Source organism: Microbulbifer agarilyticus, from assembly GCF_019800665.1.
GTDB lineage: Bacteria > Pseudomonadota > Gammaproteobacteria > Pseudomonadales > Cellvibrionaceae > Microbulbifer > Microbulbifer agarilyticus_C.
Genome location: NZ_JAHVKO010000006.1, coordinates 169,440 through 189,016 on the forward strand (window position 1 = coordinate 169,440; position 19,577 = coordinate 189,016).

11 protein-coding genes are annotated in these 19,577 nt (G+C 54.1%); 6 read left to right on the forward strand and 5 right to left on the reverse strand.

Features of this window, described 5'->3' with window-relative positions; all coding sequences use genetic code 11:
• The first annotated feature begins 550 nt into the window (after nt 1-550).
• On the forward strand, nt 551-2,047 hold the full coding sequence (locus KUV22_RS15315; RefSeq protein ID WP_222232553.1) for a right-handed parallel beta-helix repeat-containing protein: 1,497 nt from the start codon (nt 551-553) through the stop codon (nt 2,045-2,047).
• 22 nt (nt 2,048-2,069) lie between these two features.
• On the opposite strand, the gene KUV22_RS15320 is transcribed toward KUV22_RS15315, so the two are convergent.
• The gene (locus KUV22_RS15320) at nt 2,070-3,620 is read right to left on the reverse strand and encodes a hypothetical protein (protein WP_222232555.1); all 1,551 of its coding nucleotides are present in this window, start codon (nt 3,618-3,620) and stop codon (nt 2,070-2,072) included.
• Entirely contained in the window at nt 3,610-5,097 is a 1,488-nt protein-coding gene (locus KUV22_RS15325) for an oligosaccharide flippase family protein (RefSeq protein WP_222232557.1), read from the reverse strand. The genes KUV22_RS15320 and KUV22_RS15325 overlap by 11 nt, the downstream gene beginning before the upstream one ends.
• A gap of 329 nt (nt 5,098-5,426) precedes the next feature.
• Between KUV22_RS15325 and KUV22_RS15330 the strand changes: the two genes are divergently transcribed.
• The 5 genes from KUV22_RS15330 (at nt 5,427) to KUV22_RS15350 (ending at nt 11,395) form a co-directional block, all read left to right on the forward strand.
• The gene (locus tag KUV22_RS15330; protein ID WP_222232559.1) at nt 5,427-6,701 is read left to right on the forward strand and encodes a polysaccharide pyruvyl transferase family protein; all 1,275 of its coding nucleotides are present in this window, start codon (nt 5,427-5,429) and stop codon (nt 6,699-6,701) included.
• Nucleotides 6,702-6,895: 194 nt separating this feature from the next.
• Nucleotides 6,896-8,149 carry a Coenzyme F420 hydrogenase/dehydrogenase, beta subunit C-terminal domain gene (locus KUV22_RS15335; RefSeq protein ID WP_222232561.1) on the forward strand — a complete coding sequence of 418 codons (1,254 nt, stop codon included), beginning with the start codon at nt 6,896-6,898 and terminating at the stop codon, nt 8,147-8,149.
• Nucleotides 8,150-8,217: 68 nt separating this feature from the next.
• Nucleotides 8,218-9,567 (forward strand): hypothetical protein, encoded by a 1,350-nt coding sequence (locus KUV22_RS15340; RefSeq protein ID WP_222232563.1) that lies wholly within the window; start codon nt 8,218-8,220, stop codon nt 9,565-9,567.
• A 30-nt stretch (nt 9,568-9,597) separates the two neighbouring features.
• On the forward strand, nt 9,598-10,548 hold the full coding sequence (locus tag KUV22_RS15345; RefSeq protein ID WP_222232565.1) for a glycosyltransferase family 2 protein: 951 nt from the start codon (nt 9,598-9,600) through the stop codon (nt 10,546-10,548).
• Nucleotides 10,541-11,395 carry a glycosyltransferase gene (locus tag KUV22_RS15350; protein ID WP_222232567.1) on the forward strand — a complete coding sequence of 285 codons (855 nt, stop codon included), beginning with the start codon at nt 10,541-10,543 and terminating at the stop codon, nt 11,393-11,395. Before KUV22_RS15345 ends, KUV22_RS15350 begins: the two co-directional genes overlap by 8 nt.
• Nucleotides 11,396-11,434: 39 nt before the next feature.
• Here KUV22_RS15350 and KUV22_RS15355 read toward each other — a convergent pair whose 3' ends face one another.
• From KUV22_RS15355 to KUV22_RS15365, 3 genes are all read right to left on the reverse strand, one after another.
• On the reverse strand, nt 11,435-12,337 hold the full coding sequence (locus tag KUV22_RS15355) for a GNAT family N-acetyltransferase (RefSeq protein WP_222232569.1): 903 nt from the start codon (nt 12,335-12,337) through the stop codon (nt 11,435-11,437).
• 428 nt (nt 12,338-12,765) lie between these two features.
• Nucleotides 12,766-18,666: a non-ribosomal peptide synthetase gene (locus KUV22_RS15360; protein ID WP_222232571.1), complete on the reverse strand. Its 5,901-nt coding sequence runs from the start codon at nt 18,664-18,666 to the stop codon at nt 12,766-12,768.
• On the reverse strand, nt 18,663-19,472 hold the full coding sequence (locus KUV22_RS15365; protein ID WP_222232573.1) for a CheR family methyltransferase: 810 nt from the start codon (nt 19,470-19,472) through the stop codon (nt 18,663-18,665). The genes KUV22_RS15360 and KUV22_RS15365 overlap by 4 nt, the downstream gene beginning before the upstream one ends.
• Between the last annotated feature and the right edge of the window lie 105 nt (nt 19,473-19,577).

Sequence of the window (19,577 nt, forward strand, 5' to 3'; positions counted from 1 at the left end):
GGGATTCCAGCAATGCCCGCAAAGAAGTCCGCACTGGAAGCTGCGCGGCGTGATAGCAGTGCGCCCTGTGCCACCTCAATGGCAACTGCTGCGAAAAAAAGCGCAGCCATGACACAGTGGCGCAGCGGTGGCCGGAATGCGAACACCACAACGTACGCAACGCCCGCGCATGCGGAGAAGTGCAGAGCCAGATCGAAATGACGAAACAGTTGAGGAATCGGGTTGGGTCGTAAACCGGCATATAAACAGACGATTAGCATCGAAAAGAGAAGTAGCCGCCACTTTCCCTGGTGACGTTCGGAAGTGTCTTTGAGGTCGAGTTTCACGATTAAAATTTACCGCTGAGAGCAAGAGAATAGAGATAGATGCCGGTAACATTTAGTGTATGTGTCAATATGTGAAAAGAGGGCAGATATACATATTCCAGCCGCCACTTTATCGATTGTTTTCAGGCAACAATTGAATTCGCCATCGTAGGATGGGTAACAGGACTATCCTGATTACGCCGTTATCTGGATGTAGTAATTATTGAGTATGAGAGGTGCCGAGCGTGAAGGTTCAGGTGGCCAATCTGTGCATGTTCTTGTTGATAACATTCAGCGTGAATCTATGGGCGGACTATCACGTTGACGGAAAAAACGGTGACGATAACAACCGCGGCACGGCGGATTCTCCCTGGGCAACACTGGAAAAAGCGCGCCGCACTGTAAAGGGGCCTGCAAGAGTGGTCGTTCACGACGGTCACTACAGGGCGTTTGTCGAGCACCAGGCACCTGGTGCCACAGCATTTCTTGAATATGTGGCCGCACCAGGTGCGCGTCCGCGGCTCGAAGGAATCGACATCCATTACCCGGAGCCCTCCGACAGTTATGTTTCCTTCGATGGCTTTGACATCTACAGTACGCGCCGCTTGCGACTGGTGCAGGTCGTTAACGCACGACACCTTATTATACGCAACGGTGAGTTGCACTCCGATCATTGGTCGCGGGGTCCAGATGACGGTGTCTATGCGATCAACCTGCGGCGTACAGAAAGCGTGCTCATTGAGAGAAACCGATTTTATGAGGTGTTTCGCGGCGTTTTGATTCGAAAATCAAATCACGTCACCGTGCGAGGAAACTTTATTACGGTCACCGGCTCGTCAGGCATCATTTACATGAGCCAGAGTCGCAATGGACTTATTGAGAATAACCACATAACCGGAAGGGACTATGTGCGCTACCCGGAGGATCCGTTGGCGTACCATAAACCTCACCAGAGCATCATAGCGATTAGTGCCAATGATCTGGTGGTACGAGGAAACCTTTTACATGGTATTGGCAACTCTTCTGGCATGATGCTCTACCAAAATGACATGCCAACCGATGTTACCGCCTATCGAAATATACTTATTGAGAGTAATGCACTTTACGACACCTCGAATAACAGCGCTCTCCGTATCTACAACCTCGGCGACAACGTGATATTGCGTAACAACTTCTTTTTCTCTAAGAAACGACCGGGTAAATGTGATGGCGTAACGAATGATGGCCACTATCGCTACAACGTCGCTTTGAACGTACATTCGATTGCTGACGGGTTCGACGGATCCGGACTAAAGCTTTACAACAATATCTTTCTGGGCGCTGCCATGATCCCACCTACGGCGGAGGAGCGGAGCAATGTATTCTGGTCGTTGAAACGTGGAAAAAAATGGCAGGCTCAGCCTGTCGACAAGGCGTCACGCCTGATTGTTGCCCGTGATCGAGGCTGCGGGGAGCATCCGATGTTGATGGAGAATGGCGAGTTTTTTCGTGTTCGCAACGATTTAACCTTTCCGGAAAAGTCGATACTCGATTTGACCCCGTCTGCGGTATATGAGGAGTGGCAAAATGTGGCTGCGGACCAACTACCCGATTACTTTCTCGCCCCGTTACAGAAAAACGGGTTTCTCGGAGCGCCCGTGGTGCGTAAGCAGGTTCTTCGGCCGGTGCCAGGCCCGGTTCAATTTACTGAATCTGCAAAAGCGGAAATGCCGAATACAAAGGTGACTGGCGCCAGCCCATAGCACCGGGTGTCAGAAAAATGCACTAGACCTGAGCCCTCTGCCGGGAACGCACCTTGCGAGCGTGCAACGCCGCGCGAATGCGCTTTATTTGATCTTTAAATTCTACAGGCAACATCCGGCGTATTTCTTCGGAAAGAAAAAGCAGTTTGGCAAATCCGCTGGCACGGTTGAATGGTGTGTCCAGCAGCTCCGGCCAGAGATGCCTGTAGACCGCTGGGATCAAATCTCCACGGGCACGTGTTTTTTCTGGGATGGCCAAGATCGCTCGATAGTAGCGGGCGCTGTTGAATGGACTGATGGATGGGAAGGGTACGTCATGACCAAACATACTGGGGCCAGCCCAGCACCCTAAACGCAGTTCGACATAGGCGAAATCCAATAGATTGCCGGCGCTAATATTCTCCGGGAATTCGCCTATCCACGCGTCTGCCAGCTTCCTAGTGATGTCATTTTCGGGGAACTCAAAGCGGCGCAGTAACCCTTGAGTCGTTAGCGTGGATAAGTCTTCGTCGCTCGGGTACCAATATGGGCTCTTTAATGCTTCGCCACAGGTGCCGGTCATTTCATGGCAATGGTTGTTATGAATGCGCGCAGTCGTACACAGCTGGGTAACCGCATCTTCCACGCAGTAGCCGGTACGCTGACGCCATGCTTGGATGTCTGCGTCGGTTGGCTGTTCAAATGGTAGGGTGCTGTAATTGAGCCCAAATTTTCTAGCAATTCTCCCTGCAATATGATTATCCAGGCGTGTACCGGCATCATCCGCGCTCACTGTCTGGAAGCGCATTTGCTCGCTAAGCTCCCTGGATGCCGCCAGTATCATTCTTGAGTCCACGCCACCGGTCAGATGCGCCACATTATGGCCCGCATTTACCAGTGCCTTGACGTTTTGCTTTACCCAGCCGGCAAGCAGTCCTGTTACGTTTTCTACATCGAAGCCGTCGCTTGAAGGTGTGTGGCTTAAGGAGGACTCTATGTGCTTACCATCGACGTTGGCCAGGTGCGGGTATGTCCGCTCAATATTCCAATCGCTTAGGGTAAGCCGGTGGTTGGGGAGCAATCGTTTTACCCCGTGATAGGGGGTGACGCCAAAAGGGAGCCATTTTTTTGGGCGTCCCGCCGTCAGTGCGTCAAAGGTCACCTGATCAAAGTGCAGTTCCTGGATCATTTGCAGCGCCGCGGGGGTAGACGCGGCAGCCTCGAGATCGGTGCTGAATACCAGTGACATCATGCCACCGGCATCCGTAATTGCCGCTAGCTGCCTTTGAAGAGGGTATAGGTACACAAAGCGTCCACAAAACGCTTCGTACTCTACAGCGATACCGTCAGCCTGGTTTGTGGATTGGATGGTGTCCCCGTCCTGCAGGAGTTTTCCCTGCCATATCACCCAGCCGATAATTCGTCCGATGAGCTCACCTTCGAGGTTCTCGACCGAGATAAGCGGCACTTCTTTGGAGAGGGATAAGCACCAACCCAGGTACTCAACATTACGCCAGCCAGAAAGCTCGGAAATGGGTTGTCTCGCTATCAGGTATTGTTTGGGAAGGTGCATGGCGCTTGATTCAAATGTCATTGTTTATCAGTGATTGATCTGCAGATTTTGTGTCACCTGTGCGGTGCCAGAGGTGACGACATTCCTTACGCAAATGAGGATCTGTCAGCGCCAGGAGGCTGGCCAGTACCAGAGCGATACCGCCACCGTACAGCAATTGCAGGAAAAGGCCGGATATTCCACTGGCCGCTGTGCCTGTGGGAGTCAGTCCAATTGTGACCGCCGCAATCGCGGTACCACATCCAGCTAGCATGATAAGGCGGCGCACGAATATGGATTTCCCATGCTTAATGGGCGCCAGATAGACGGAAATGGCGAGTGCAACGGCTTCCCCGCCAATGCCGCAGGCCGCAACCGCCTGAACGGAGTGCCCCGTGGCGGCGAGATAGACTGCGACTGGCAGCGCCAGGCTGCGAAAAATATTCGCAATCATTGCATTCTCAGTACGTCCCTGGCTGTTAGCGATAATGGATGGTGCAATACGCAGTACCCGTAGCGCTTGCATAATGCTCAATATGACGATGACACTCGCAGCCTCAATATATTGATCACCAAAGCTCAACTGGATCAATGCGGAACCGGCCAGCGAAAACCCCAGTACCATCAATAAACCGAAGGCGGCGCAGGCGGTGAGGCTCATGGTGCAACAAGGGACGAATATTCCACTGTTGCCGCGATTGCGCGAAAGGATCGGCATTAGAATTGACGCGCTGAGTTTTGCGAAGATGATTGTCGGTAGCATACAGAGTGAAAACGCGACGCTGTACCAGCCGAGCGTATGCATATCGAATTGCGAACCGATGATTACCCGGTCGCCTTGAAAGATACCGAACATCAGAAAGCCATTAATCAACAGTGGCCAGCCGAAGCGAAGTTTGCGCTTTGCCAGAGGCCAGTTCAATGTCCAGCGATATGGGCGGCGCGCGAGTATGTGCGAAGCAACGACACAAAGTATTGCTTGCAGCAGAATAACAGTAAGCATTACCCGATAGTCATCGAAAATGTAGGTTGCGAGCACTGCAACCAACAGGGTGAGCAGTTCAGGTAAGGTGTCGAACAAGGCGGTGGGGAAGAAGTCGAGCTCGCGCTGCCGTACAACGAAATCGAAATGCATCAGCCCGTGTAAAGCAGGGATCAGTGCCACCAGTTGAAACGCATGAATCAAGTGGGGCAGACCAAATAGATGTGCCACCGGACCGGCGATTGCCACCAGAACCAAAGCGATCAGGATGCCCTTGATGAACTGTATCAAGTGTGCGGAGCCCAGCATGGCGTCGCTATCGCCCTCATCATCCTGCACCAGTACGCGATCCAGTGCCAAATTACTCGTCATTTCCACCAGTGAGATGGTCAACGCAAAGGTCGTGGCAATACCAAAATTCTCACTATCTATGTGACGGGCGACAATAATGTTGCGCAACATCGAGCTGATTGCGACGATTCCCTGACTGGCGCTGAGTATCGATGCGCCTTTAAGAATGCTTGAGCGAACGGACAAACCAGACTCCCGCGGACAGGGTTTTTATAGCTAGCGTAATTTCGGCACAGCAGCCAATAGTGCGCTTGTGGGCAATGCATACTTGTGCCGGTGAAGACCCTCGCTAGTTTAGGTCTAATAGAGAGTGTGGAGAGTTAACCTGCGCCAACTATCCAGACGGAAATACCACACCAACGCTTGAATCCCGCCCAGATCGATTCTTCGCAATATCAATTGTTTCTGCATGAACTAGTCTTCTGCGAGTACAAATAATTGTTGCCGATGCTAAATACCGCGGGATGTGAGTCCTGTACCTGGTGTCGGAAAGTATCCAAAAAGGCTAACGATCCATGACCAGTATCTCCTTACTGGGCGCCGCACCAGATACCGGAAATCTTGGTGTAAGTGCGCTCTCCAACTCCGTCGTGCACGCCATTCATGAGCGAATTCCTAGTGCTGACCTGTGTGTGTTTGATAACGGAAAAGGCATACGGCGTAGAAATCTCCGTATCGGTGATAGTGAGTGGTCCCTTCGCGGTTGTGGACTGGTCAATAGCCGGCGTATTTACAGAAGGGAGAGCCTCGCGCACATGCGGCTGAGTCAGGTGTTTCCTAAATTGATGAACCCGGGCATACAAACTATTCGCCAGTCCCATGTGGTACTTGATATCAGCGGTGGTGACAGTTTTACGGACCTCTACGGCAGCCGCCGATTCGAATTGATTAGCCGCCCCAAAGAGATTGCGTTAGCCGCGCACAAGCCGTTGATTTTGCTACCGCAAACCTACGGCCCATTTCGCAGTAAAAAGGCGCATGCGCGCGCGGCGGATATTGTGAGGCACAGTCATGCAACCTGGGCTCGAGACGCGCGTAGCTTCGAGATAATGGTGGATTTGTTAGGTTCGGAGTTTGACAGCGAGCGACACAAGTGCGGCGTCGACGTCGCTTTCTTGTTGCCGACAGTACGCCCACAACGGCTGGAAGACTCCGTTGCACAGTGGCTGGACGAATCGTACGGCGCTAATCCCGACGTCATCGGCTTGAACATCAGCGGATTGATTTATAACGGTGGTGACTCTGCCGCACGCCAGTATGGTATTTCCGCAAACTATGCCCTGGCGGTGCAGAATTTGGTTGAGCGGCTATTAAGGGAAACGGATGTCAATGTGTTGCTGGTTCCACATGTGAACGTGCCGCAGGCTGAGATAGAGTCCGACTTGAGAGCCTGTCGACAACTGGCGGATAAACTAGGGTCGCTTGCCAATGGCCGGGTGCGCGTGCTTACCGGTCAATACAGTGAGATGGAGATTAAATGGGTTATTGCACGGTTGCAGTGGTTTTGCGGTACTCGCATGCATTCTACGATTGCCTCTCTTTCTTCCGGAGTGCCCAGTGCTGCAATTGCCTATAGCGATAAAACACTAGGCGTTTTCGCAACTTGTGGTCAGCAGGATCAGGTATTTGATCCTCGAGTTACACAGACTCAGGACCTGGTCGATTCTGTATTCGAATCCTTTGCGCAGCGGGAACAGATAGCTCCGTTACTGCGAAAGAAGCTTCCCCGTGTGCTTTCCATTGCCAGATCACAGATGGATACCATCGCAGAATGCTGCGAGAACCTGTGAGTGTGGGAATCTGCGCGGTTGTGGGCGGCTACTACCTAGTAATATGCGCCGTTTTTGAGTCTGCGAACGGTGGACTACAGGTGTTGGGCTAATATTTTCATGGCTTAAACGCACTAGAAGAAGTCTGCGACGTCGACGCAGACATATTTTCTGACTGATGCAGTTACGAAGACGTCTTTCGGATATAGAAGTTCATGCAGAAAATCAACACGATTGAAGATGTACGGAATTATCAACTATGCACCGGTTGTGGTGTGTGCGCGGAACTCGAGAGCAAGCGATATTCCATGGCGGATATTCCCGGCGAGGGAATTCGTCCATATGTGAAAAATGCCGATGTAGAGAGTAATGGCAAGGCATTCGAGGCTTGTCCAGGGGCGCAACTGAAGCACGATTCCAGTTTCAAAGATCAACCGGTTCGTGAGGAACTGCGTTCCGGATGGGGCCCTGTGTATGACGTGCTGGAAGGTTATGCCGTAGATGAAGAAGTTCGGCGAGGCTCATCCAGTGGTGGGGCGATCACTGCAATTGCGTTGTATTGCCTCGAGCAGCAGAACATGCGTGGTGCGCTCCATACCGCGGCCGATCCGGAGCAACCTTACCGCAACCGTACCGTGTTTAGTCAGGATCGCGCATCGCTGCTTGCCGCAGGCGGTTCCCGGTATGCTCCCTCCAGCCCCTGCGCGGAGTTACGAAAGATCACTGAATCCGACGGTCCATGCGTATTCATTGGTAAACCCTGTGATGTGGCTGCGGTAAATGCCGCGCGAAAGGTCTCGCCAGCGCTGAAAGAAAAGCTTGGTGTGAGCATCGCGTTATTCTGCGCCGGTGTTCCGTCTACTAATGCGTCGCTGAAGCTCGCTGAGATGCAGGGAGCGAAAACGCCCGAGTCGATCCGTTCGTTACGTTACCGTGGTAACGGCTGGCCCGGTGTGTGGTCACTGGAGTTTATGGATAGTGAAGACGAGCTTCAGCGGCGTGAGATGAGTTATGCCGAATCCTGGGATTATTTGCAGCGCCACCGGCAATGGCGCTGTTACATCTGTCCGGATCATACCGGTGAGTTTGCCGATATTGCGGTTGGTGACCCCTGGTATCGTGAGATAGCGCCGGGGGAACCGGGCAGTTCCCTGATCGTGATTCGCAGTCAACGGGGCAAAGAAATTGTTGAGGCTGCCATCGCCGCCGGCTACCTGAAAATCACTGCGCGGGATGCGTCCTTGCTCCCTCGCTCGCAGCCAAACCTGCTGGCAGCGCGCGGTAACCTGTGGGCGCGCTTATATACGCTACGGCTGTTTGGTGCGGCCGTGCCTAACTATACGGGCTTTGCCTTGTTTCCATTCTGGCTGCGTGAATTAAAGCTTGCAGACAAGGTGCGGTCATTCGTCGGAACCATAAGGCGAATCTACCGCAAACGGCTTCGTGAGCCGGTTGCTGAATCGCGCTAGCGCACTTCCAGTTTAGTGCGGTCAATTTGGAGCACGGCAACCGGGAAATGTTTCTGGAGTAATCGTGGATGACTGAACGTGTAATGCCGGAGCATTTTGGTGGCGCTCTATGGGCGGACCAGACGATGGTGCATCCCATCGGGCTGGCCGCGCTGGTTGCTGCGCTGCTTGCACTACTGGTATTACCGCGGCGTTTTCAACTAATACCCTTGCTGTTGATTGCCGTTGCATTGCCTGGCGCCCAGCGCATCGTTGTACTTTCTCTCGATTTCACCTTCGTGCGCATCATGATTATGGCCACGCTAGCTGTGGCGATATTGAGTGGGCAATTGCGCACAATACGTTGGGGCATGGCGGATTCCCTAATTCTTACTGCGACGTTATGGAATATGCTCGCCTCGGGGATATTGATCGGCGGTATCGATGGTGTGATTACCAGTGCCGGTGGTGCCTTTGATACCTTCGGAGCCTACCTGGTCGGGAGGGCCTACCTGCATTCATTCGCAGATATGCGGCGAATGTTGCTGTGTTTTGCGTTGTTATCACTGCCGATGCTTGCTTTTTTCATTCTGGAACAGCTCAGTGGACGCAATGTGTTTTCCGTATTCGGTGGCGTACCGGCGGAGACGCTCGCCCGCTATGGCCGGCTGCGCGCACAGGGCCCATTCATGCATCCGATTATGGCGGGTATTTGTTGGGCAACCATTCTTCCCTGCCTCGTCGCACTGTGGCAGGGAAGGGTTGGCAACCGCCTACTAATTGCGGCCGGTATCGCCAGTATGCCGTTGATTGTGCTGGCCACCGCGTCCAGCACCCCTGTGGTGGCGCTTATGTGCGGTTTCGCTGGACTCGCCTTCTATACCTTCCGCCATTACATGCGCACCATGGCGATGGCCATGGTCGCGGTACTTACTGTACTGCATTTTTCAATGGATACCCCGGTTTGGCACCTGCTATCACGGATTGACATTACCGGCGGGTCTACCGGCTGGCATCGCTACAATCTGATTCAGCAATCCATCAACCATGTGGGTGAATGGTGGGCCTTCGGCACCACTGCCACCGCGCACTGGGGCTGGGGCATGCAAGACATCACGAATCAGTATGTGCTCGAAGGGGTCGATGGCGGGATTGTCCAGTTATTGCTGTTTTCGTTTTTTCTGCTGGTGCTGTTTGTGCGACTTGGTCGCGCGCAAAAATTTACCCGCTCCCACGCCCAGAGCCGCCTGCTTTGGGGCATGGCGGTGGCACTGTTTGTTCACTGTGTCAGTTTTCTCGCCGTATCGTATTTCGGCCAGATGGTGTGTCTGTTCTATCTCTTCTGTGGCGCCGTGGTTGCGGTTACGGAACTGCGTCGGCCAGTGCCCGCTAGGGTGCCAGCGACGCAGGGAACGCTCGCTCCGGCGACGCAAAACTAACTCTTCATCGAATAACTTCGGGAGGTGAGCGTGTCCAGTAAGACTCGGCTCAATATCGTTATTGTCTGTTACAACTGCGGTGCAGATATTGCCAGATTACTCGCGGATATCGATGATGGTGACCTGCCGTTACCGGCGATAGAGTTTTTTGTGGTGGACAATGCTTCCATGGATGATTCCTTGTCGATCCTGAGGCCATTGTCTCCGAAAATTCACCTGATAGAGTCTGACGAAAACATTGGCTTCGCGGCGGGATGCAACCTGGGTGCCGCGGCGATCGACAACTCGGCGCCGATCCTGTTTCTGAATCCCGATGTGCGCTTACAGCATGACAGCCTCAGTAATTTACTGGCATTCGCGGCTGCCACACCCGGTGCAGGAATTTGGGGCGGTGTGACCTGTGATGAGCAGGGGGAGTACGACGGAAAGTCCGCGTGGCGGGAACCTTCCTTAATTGATCTATTGAGCTGGAGCCTGGGTGGAGACTTCCTGCTGCGCAGGACGTTCGGGCGCACCAGTGGCGGCTACTCTCCTCGTGCGTTATGCAAAGGTACGAGCGTTGATGCGGTATCTGGCTGTTTCCTGCTGATCGATCAGGCACTTTTTCGGCTGCTGAATGGCTTTGATGAGGGCTTCTTCCTGTATTCGGAAGAAATTGATTTATGCCGCCGGGCGCGTGCCCTCGGGGCGCAGCCCCGGGTTACCGGTAATGCGGTAGTTTTACATGCCGGTAGTAAGACGCTTTCTGGTATCAATAAGCTCAATCATCTGTATCGATCGAAACTACAGTACTTTGCCAAGCATGGGTCATCTGTCACTGTTGTTGTGGCACGAGTACTGATTGCATTGGGTTCCGCGATACGCTTTGCTGCGTTCTCTGCTTTGGTGCAGATAGGTAAAGGAAGTAGGGAGCAACAATCGGTCTGGAAGCAGTTTCTGGATGACCAGTGGCAATGGCACAAGGCGCGCAGTAATGCTTGATCCGCACAAGCCCGCGATCATTATTCCCGCGTATAACGAAGAGCACTCGATCGCCACCTTGTTGGATGTTGTGTACCCAGGCGTGCTTCTTGGTCACTATTCTGTGGTGGTTGCCTGTAACGGCTGCACGGATGCTACCGCGGAGATTGTACGCAATAAGTTCCCGCAGGTTTGCTGCCTGGAAATCCAGCGCGCAGGCAAAACACATGCAATTAATGAGGCGGAGAAGCTGGGCCCCGGGTTTCCTCGTATTTATGTAGATGCGGATGTCAGTATTGACGATATATCACTGCTAAAGCTGCTCGATCAGTGCCGGGAACGCGAAAATGGTGCGGAGCCGACTGTAGTCGCGCCCGAAGGTGTAATGGATATGGCACATAGTAGTTACCTGGTCCGGTGTTACTATGCCGCCTGGCAAAAAACGCGATTCTGTAGTGAGTTTGGCTACGGAGCCGGGGTCTATGGACTGAACCGCGCTGCGCGTGAGCGGTTCTCTCTATTCCCGGAGATTATTTCGGACGATGGCTATGTGCGTGCGGTTTTCGGTTACGAAAACATTGTGGTGAATAGAGAAAGTCAGAGCCGAGTTGTTGCGCCGAAAGGCGTCTGGGACCTGCTGAAGATCAAAACTCGTAGCAAACTGGGCAAGTTACAGCTATTGCAGCTGCCGGAATGTCACACACCGATAACGCATCGCAGTGCGGTCTTTACACAGCGTCCCAGTATGCTGGAGTTTCTGGTGTATTACGGGGTTAATGCTCTCAGCTACCTCACAGCGTGGCGCTACCGGCATGGCAATGCGCGGTATCAATGGCAGCGGGATGAATCCAGTCGCGAACCTGTGTAAACGTCGACCGCTAAGTCTCCGCGGCCAAGAGTTACAGGGCTATTTGTTGCGTTGCTCGAGACGGCGTCGCCACTGACGTTTCGTCCAGGTCATCAGACCGCTCTTGACCAGAAGAGTGCGTATCCATTGCTTTCCAATCCGGGTCGCTCCGTCCGCTATTCGTGTTACCTGCGCGGCCACAGATTTTCCGTAAAAATGCAGGGTCACCTCCTTGTTGTTCTTGTTACCGTAGAGCGCCTTGTAGCTCGCATCGCCAAAGCCGAAGTCAAACCAGCGGACCCCTGCGGCTTGCAGCTTTTCCTGAATGCGACGTAACAGATAGCCGCCGGGTGCAATGTCTCGATGTGCCGGCAGAAAGGAGGCGGCCATATAGCAGAAGCAGCCGTTGCACAAACCGCCTACCGCATACGCAATGTCGTTTCCATCCGCCTGCAGTAAGAAGCCACGCAACTGGCCATTGTTTGCGAGGATACCCAAAATGTTCTGCCAGTGCTGATTGTCGCGGACGCCGACACCAAGCCCCCCCTGATAGCTCTGGTCGCCGATCTTGGAGGCCGCGGCGATGAGAGGCTTTACCTGATGCGGTTCTGTAAACTCAACGACCTGGATCTTGTTGTCAAAGTGCCGCTCCAGTTTACGGTCTTTACGTCGAAAGGAACCGCGCGTTTTCGAGGAGTTGGTGATCACCGGCTCGCCATCGGCATCCGTCAGCTCGGTGTACCAATGCTCCGTGTATACCGGATTTCCTTCTCCTGCCTGGTTTAGACCGTGTGACAGGGCTTTGCCAAGCTCACTGTCACTGTGTAGATGGTGGACGGCGATACAATCGATTTCCTTGCTGGCAAGCTGATCGCGAAGGTACAGCAGCTGTTGCTGTGCAACCTCCGCACTATCGGCAACAAACCCGCCGTTTACTATTTCCAAGGTCTTGAGCAGCGGCATTGGGATCGAAATCGGTCCCAGTGAGCACCTGGTTCTACTCAACGCGATACGGGCGATTAATATTCCCCGAGGGGCATCGGCAGACTCCCATAGAACCACTCGTGGACTACGGTAAATATCATTTGATGCAAGGAAAGGAAGGTAGAAACTAGAGTGCGCATGAAGTGAGCCGGGTATATCGCTACGCGACTGGGAAAATGCCTCCCAGTGCGATAGCAGAAGACGTGCCTCCTCATTTGTGTGTCCAGTCCGAAGTGTGGCACTTTTATCAATGGATTCACTGTAGGTGTCAGCTGTGACAGAGACAAATTGTGCTTGTTCCAGTTCGACACTCGCCTCTGGCTGCAAAGCCGTTTCAACTTCCGAGGGCATTCTCAGGTCCTTTTGATCTAGTACCGGTATTTCAATTTACAGTCGCATGCACAGGATTATCGGATTCGTTCTCCCTCCAATGGTTTCAAAAACTCCCTTCTGCTGTGATGGAGTTGTTTGCCCGACATGGTCCACCACTGAATTTCCAATAGCTTCGGAATGGTTTCCTGTGAAAAGCGATAGCGGACGACCCGTGCTGGGTATCCAGCAACAACGGCATAGGGTGGAACATCTTCGATAACGACCGCGCCTGCGGCGATGACGGCACCATCACCAATTTTTTGTGTGGGGTAGAGTATTTTTGCTCCATCGCCAATCCATACATCGTTACCTACCTCGATAGTGGTCCGATCGAGTTCATAGCCCGAACTGAACCCGAGCCGTGAGTGGTAAAAAATACCATGGGTGGACAGTGTATTACGGGGGTGATCCGCGGTTTGGAATTGCACCGTGGGGTAAATTGTTGAGTATTTACCAACCCGGGTGTAGCGCTTCAACTTAGAAGGTTCAAATCTGACACTGGTGAAGTCGCCGACCTCAATATCGTAATACTTGCGATACAGATCGCGCATGGTAAGGCTGAATGTGGAGCCCCCTTCCAGTTTAAGGATGAGCTTCTCCAGTGCGATGCGTACCAGCCCCCGCTTAATCGCGAACATCGGTGCCAGCAGCATGCTTGCGATTTTAGAGCGTTGCATCTTCATGCCGTGCGGGAAGCTCGGTAGATCACTTGCCTGCTGGTTGTCACGTAGCCTGTCGAGGATGCTGTTGACCTGAAGCTCCGTTTTTTCGTCGACGCTCGCTGTTGCGAGCACCTGGGCTTCAGATTTCCCGTCTTGGAATTGAGAAATGGCCTGTGCCAGTGCACTGACACTGGGGAAATCGAAAAGCAGTGTCGGCGGCAACTCAAGTGCAAATAGCTTGTTAAGTCGTGCAATAACGTTAAGAGCCGATAAGGAGTGGCCACCAAGGTCGAAGAAACTGGTCTCCAAGTTGGTTACCGATGTTTTTAGCTGGCTTTCGAAAACACTTTGGATGGTTTTATGGATGTCTGCTGGCGTTGCGATGGTTTTGGTGGTTTCGTCGATGGCTTTGGTTTGCAGGTCAATTGCAGTGCCCGAAGTATCGTGGACTTCTGTGGATGGTATGGTTGCACTTGCGCTCGGTGGCGAAAACGCCTTTCTGTCTACTTTACCATTGGGCGTGAGTGGGAATGACGCTACCGGGACAAAGACGGATGGCACCATATACTCCGGGAGGGTGAGGCGAAGCTGCTGGCGCAGGGTCTCGCTATCGGGTAACTCACTGATCGCTTGCCCCGAGGTTTCTGCCTGTTGGCGCAGAAGATAGGCGACCAGATATTTTCCGCCGGACTCGTCATCGTGTGCGATCACCACACACTGCCGCACAGCTGGGTTCTCGGCGATGCGCGCTTCGATCTCGCCCACTTCGACACGAAAACCACGGATCTTAACCTGATGGTCCATGCGCCCCAGGTACTCAATGCGTCCGTCGCGATGGCGTACCACCAGGTCTCCGGTGCGGTATAGCCGCTCGCCATTGAGTGTCTGGCATGAGAAAAATCTTTCGCGCGTGAGCTCTTCGCGATTGTAGTAGCCGAGTGCAACACCTTCGCCACCGATACACAGTTCGCCGGGCACACCGGCGGGCAGTGGTTGGGCCGCAGTATCCAGCACGTAGAGAGTGGTGTTCGCGATGGGCATCCCGATAAATGCCGAATCTGCGGGCGATTCCACGGCACTGACGGATGACCAGATTGTAGTTTCGGTTGGGCCATAAAGGTTCCACACCTGCAGGCCACAATCCAAAAGCCGTCCGGCCAGGTCTTTACCCATGGCCTCGCCGCCACACAGCACGCGCACCCCTGGGTTACCTTGCCAGCCATGATCGAGCAGCATTCGCCAAGTGGACGGTGTCGCTTGCATTACGCTGATGCTCTCGCGGCACAGGGTTGCCTGTATCGCCTTGGGATCCCGCGATTGCTTCCAGTCCTGAATCACCAGACGACCACCACTCAGAAGAGGGAGGAACAGTTCCAGTAACGCAATGTCGAAGCAGACGGTAGTGAGCGCGAGTAACGTATCGTCGGCGGAGAAACCGGGTTTTTCCTGCATGGAGCAGAGAAAATTCACCAGGCTGCGCTGGGATATCTGCACGCCCTTGGGACGGCCGGTAGAGCCGGAAGTATAAATAACATAGGCCGGCGCATTTGGCTGAGCCTGCTGCGAAGAGGCAGTCTGTTGAGGATGCTTTTCACTGGTTTCGAATTCGGCGCTCTCGTCCAACAAGATCGTTTCGCCGGTGAACGCGGGTAGCTTGTCGCGGCTGGCGCTGTCAGTAACCAGCAATTTGGTCCCGCTATCGTCCAGGATGTGACCGAGCCGCTCGGGGGGGAACATCGGGTCCAGTGGAACAAAGGCGCCACCCGCCTTCCATACCGCAAGCAGCGCTACCATCAGGTTGGTCGAGCGTTGCATACATATGGCGACCAGGGTGCCGGGCTTAACACCGCGGACGCGTAGCTCCTGTGCGAAGCCGTCGGCGCGCAGGTTCAGCTGTTGATAACTGAGCTGCTCATCGGAGCCGGTTACAGCAGTCTTTGTTGCATGGATGTGCACCTGCTGATCGAACAGCTGTGGAACGGTCGGTTCCACCGGCAGCTCGGTCCGGGTTTGATTCCACTGCCGGCATACCAGGCGGTGTTCCTCAGGAGCCAGTAATGGCAGTTCTGCGAGCGGCTTGTCGGGCATAGCCACGATGCTGCTCAACAGTTGTTCGAGGTTGAGCGTAAGATTTTTTGCGGTTTCCCGGTCGAACAGCGCGGTGCGATATTCCAGTGTCCCGGACAGGGTTGAATCGCTCTCCAGCATCGAAAGCGTGAGATCAAATTTTGCACCGCCGGCATGAGTGGTTAATGGCGTTAGCCGGAGTCCTGGCAGTTTCCATTGCCCGGCGCTTTGTTTGCGGTGGATGAACAGGTGTCGGAAAAAGGGCGGCTCTCCAGAAGCGCGCGGCGGATTCAGTTCGGCAACCAGATCTTCAAACGGAACCTGATCGTTGCTAAAGGCGTCAATGGTGGTTGTACGTACCCGCTGCAGCAAGTCCCGGAAACTTTTTGCCTGAGAAAAATCGGTACGCATTACCAGGGTGTTGATAAACAGGCCGATCATTGACTCGGTCTGCGTATGCGGGCGGCGCCCACTGGGAGTCCCAACAATGATGTCGCTCTGTTGGGTATAACGATGCAGCAAGAGCTGCCACGCTGCGAGCAGCAACATAAAGCCAGTCGCGGACTCTTGTCGGGCCAGAAGATGTAGTTCTGCAGTCAAGGTTGCGGGTAACTTGAAGGTCACCATGCCGCCGCTGAAATCTGGTGCTTCAGGGCGCACTCTATCCGCGGGAACATCCAGTGGAGACGGCAGTGCGCTAAGCTGGTCGCGCCAGTAGTTCAATTGCTGGTGATAGGTGGGCACTGTCTCACGCTGCTGTTCCCAGTAGGCATAGTCTGAAAACTGCAATGGTTGCGATGGCAGTGAAATCACTTTACCGCTGTTCAGTGCGCCATACAGTTTGCCCAATTCCGCAAAGAAAATACCACTGGACCAGATATTGTCGTAAATGATGTGGTGGAAGCTCAGGGCGAGAATCGCCGTTTCGTTATCAATACGGATCAGATGAGCGTGAAATAACGGCCCCTGTTCCAGTGAGTCTGGTTCCCGCAGGATTTTTTGGCAGTAGGCGAGCGCACGGGTGGCGCGCCCTTTTTGTGGCTCCCTACGCAGGTCGATGGTGTTGAGACTGAACGAGGTGTGCGGCAGCACCTGTTGATAGGGCCCCTCTGCGTCTTCCGGGAATACCGTTCTCAACACATCGTGGCGCTCGAGCAGGGCGGCAATAGCCTGCTCCAGAGCGGCGATATTCAGCGCCCCTCTTAATAACACCGAGTTGGAGATTTTATAGGCTTGGCTATTTCCCCACAGTTTTTCTGCCAGCCACATCCGTTTCTGCGCCGAACTCAGTGGAATGCGGGTATTGGCGGGCGCGCGGGTAATCCCTTTTTCTGCGACGTGCTCTTCAGCACCGGTATCGATGCCGTTACTTGTACGCGTATTTATAACAGTATCGATGCGGGTGGCGAGCGCACGAAGATCTTTTTCCTCGAAGATGCTGCGCATATCCAGGTTCACATCAAACTGTTCGTTTATACGCGCCAGTAACTGGGTTGCGTTCAGTGAGTGGCCACCGAGCGCAAAGAAGTTATCGGTGATACTGACGGTCTCTTTGCCGAGGAGCTCCTGACAGAACGCTACCAAACGGGCTTCGGTCGGTCCCTGTGCGGCGATGTAGGGTGTGCCGGGCAGCATTTGGCTTGCCGCTGCCGATGGGAGTGCGTTGCGGTCGACTTTGTTGTTGGGGGTTTTCGGCAGTTGCTCGAGCTGCACGTATATGGTCGGGATCATGTAGTAGTTGAGCGCCTCGCTCATATGGTCGCGCAGCTGCTGGACGTTCGGCGCAGCGCCCTCTACCGGTACCAGGTAGGCCACCAGTTGCGTTTCCCGCTCATGTTCGCGCGCGACGACCACGGCTTCGGCGATGTCGGGGTGCGCCAACAGCCGCGCCTCGACTTCACTCACCTCCACGCGAAAGCCGCGAATTTTCACCTGAAAATCCCTGCGCCCACGGTGGTGCAGCAGGCCATCGGCATCCATCTGGCCGAGGTCACCGGTGCGATAAATGGTGATTCTGGGGTCTTGGCGATCGCGGCTAAATGCCTTGGCGCTGGCCTCCAGGTTTTTCCAGTAACCAAGTGCCAGGTAGCGGCTGCGCGCGGTAATTTCACCGACTTCTCCCGGCGCGACTTCTGCACCGTTTTCATCGAGCAGCAATATGTCCACACCCTCTACCGGGTAGCCAATGGGCACCACGTCGCCATCGAGCTCGGTGTCTGGACCTATGTGGAAGTAGCGTATGGTGCCGGTCTCGGTGGAACCCAGGCCGGTATAGAACTCGATTTTCGGGGAAAAGACTTTTCTCGCCAGCTCGATGTCGCTGGTCAGCACTCTCTCGCCGCCGAAGGTCACAAGCCGAATAGGGAAGTCATCGTCTTCTTCCGGCCGGTACTGGGCGGCGAACTCCCGGAACAGTGAGGCGACCGAGTGATAAATCGTGATGCGTCGTGACTTCAACCAGTCTGCCAGTTTCTCCACACCCTCCCGATGAAAATCATAGGGAAATAACGCGGCACCATTGAGTAGGGCGCCAAAAATACAGTAAACAGAAGCGATGACGCTGCAGGAATACAACAGCGTCATGCGGTCTTCGGGGGTGACATTCTGCAGGTTGCTGCGCCGCATACAGCCGTGTAACAGGTTGCGGTTGTTCTGCACCACGCCTTTCGGGGTACCGGTGGAACCAGAGGTGTAAATAATGTACGCCAGTGTGTCCGGCGAAACGGGAATATCCGGGTTGTTGCTGTCGTTATGCTCGGAGACGCTGTCGAGATTGAGTATCGCGGTGTCGTCGCCCGCCAATTCCCGGGCGGCTTTCAGGCTTGCCCCATTGCCGATGATCAGGGCTGCCTGGGATTCTTGATAGATGTATCGGTTGCGTGCCTGAGGAAAGGCGGGGTCGATGGGGACATAGGTGTGGCCGCACTTTAAAATCGCCAGAATGGCCGCAATTTGCGGAATCCCTTTTTCCAGATACAGGGCCACTCGCGCCGGTTTCTCGGCTGGGACCCGGGCGATAATCTGGTGGGCGAAGCGGTTTGCCAGCTGGTTGAGTGCGCTGTAGGTAACCGACCCACTGGCGTCGGTTATGGCGAGACGATCCCCGTAACGTTCTACCAGTTTCTCAAAGCGCTGGGCAACAGATTGCTCGGTATCTGCAAGGGTAAATTCGGTGGCGTTCTGTGCGGTTGCTTCGACAGTAGTCATACGGTGGCCTTCCGATAAATAGTGCAGTGTTCGCGAATCCATTCGCGGGAGCGGCGGCTGAAGGGTTTTCTGCCCCAGTAGGCACCAGCCCACCCGTCACCACGGTCGCGGCGCGCATCGTTATGAATTTCTTCGATCAGATAGTCTTCCGGCTGCAGCTGAAATTTTTTGGTGAGCTGCACGCGCATGTCCATGTCCATACCATTGACAAACAGCGCGCCACCTGGCGCTACAAGCTTCTCCAGATGGGCAAACGCCTTGCGCGCATTGGCGGCCGGCAGGTGGAACAGGACATTCTGGGCAAACACCAGGTCGGCATGTCCTAGCTCGGCAATAAAGTCCGTGTCCAGCATGTCGCCGACATGGAACTGGATGCTGTCCAGTATTTCTGGTTTAACCCGGTAGTTGTCGCCCTCTATATCGAAGGTTCTGCCGACAAAATCTTCGGTCACGAATGGACCCTGGTAGACCTCTTCACGGGAGTAAATTGGGTTTTGCGCGCGCTCAATGACTTCCGGCACTATGTCGAACGCTTCGATACGGAAATCGAGATCTGGAAAGTGGCGGCGCAAGGTAGTAGCCAGGGAGATTGGCTCGGCGCCACTGCAACAGCCGAATATAAGGATGCGCATTTGCGCTGCCGGATCGCTGATTATCTGCGGTAACACCCGCTCCACCAGAGCGCGATACTGGTGTGGAAATCGGTGGAACTGGGTATACACGCGATTGGTGCGTGGCGTGGTTTTCACGACATACCAGTGTTTCAAATGCCGCAGCAAATTTTTGATAGGCGATGGGTTTTCCATGTAGGAGAACATCCTTTGTCGACTTGTTCAGGGCGATAAGTTTCCGTGCCGGCAATTACTGTTATTCGGCGGGAAGGATCGTCAGAGCTTCGTTGCTTTTTGGGT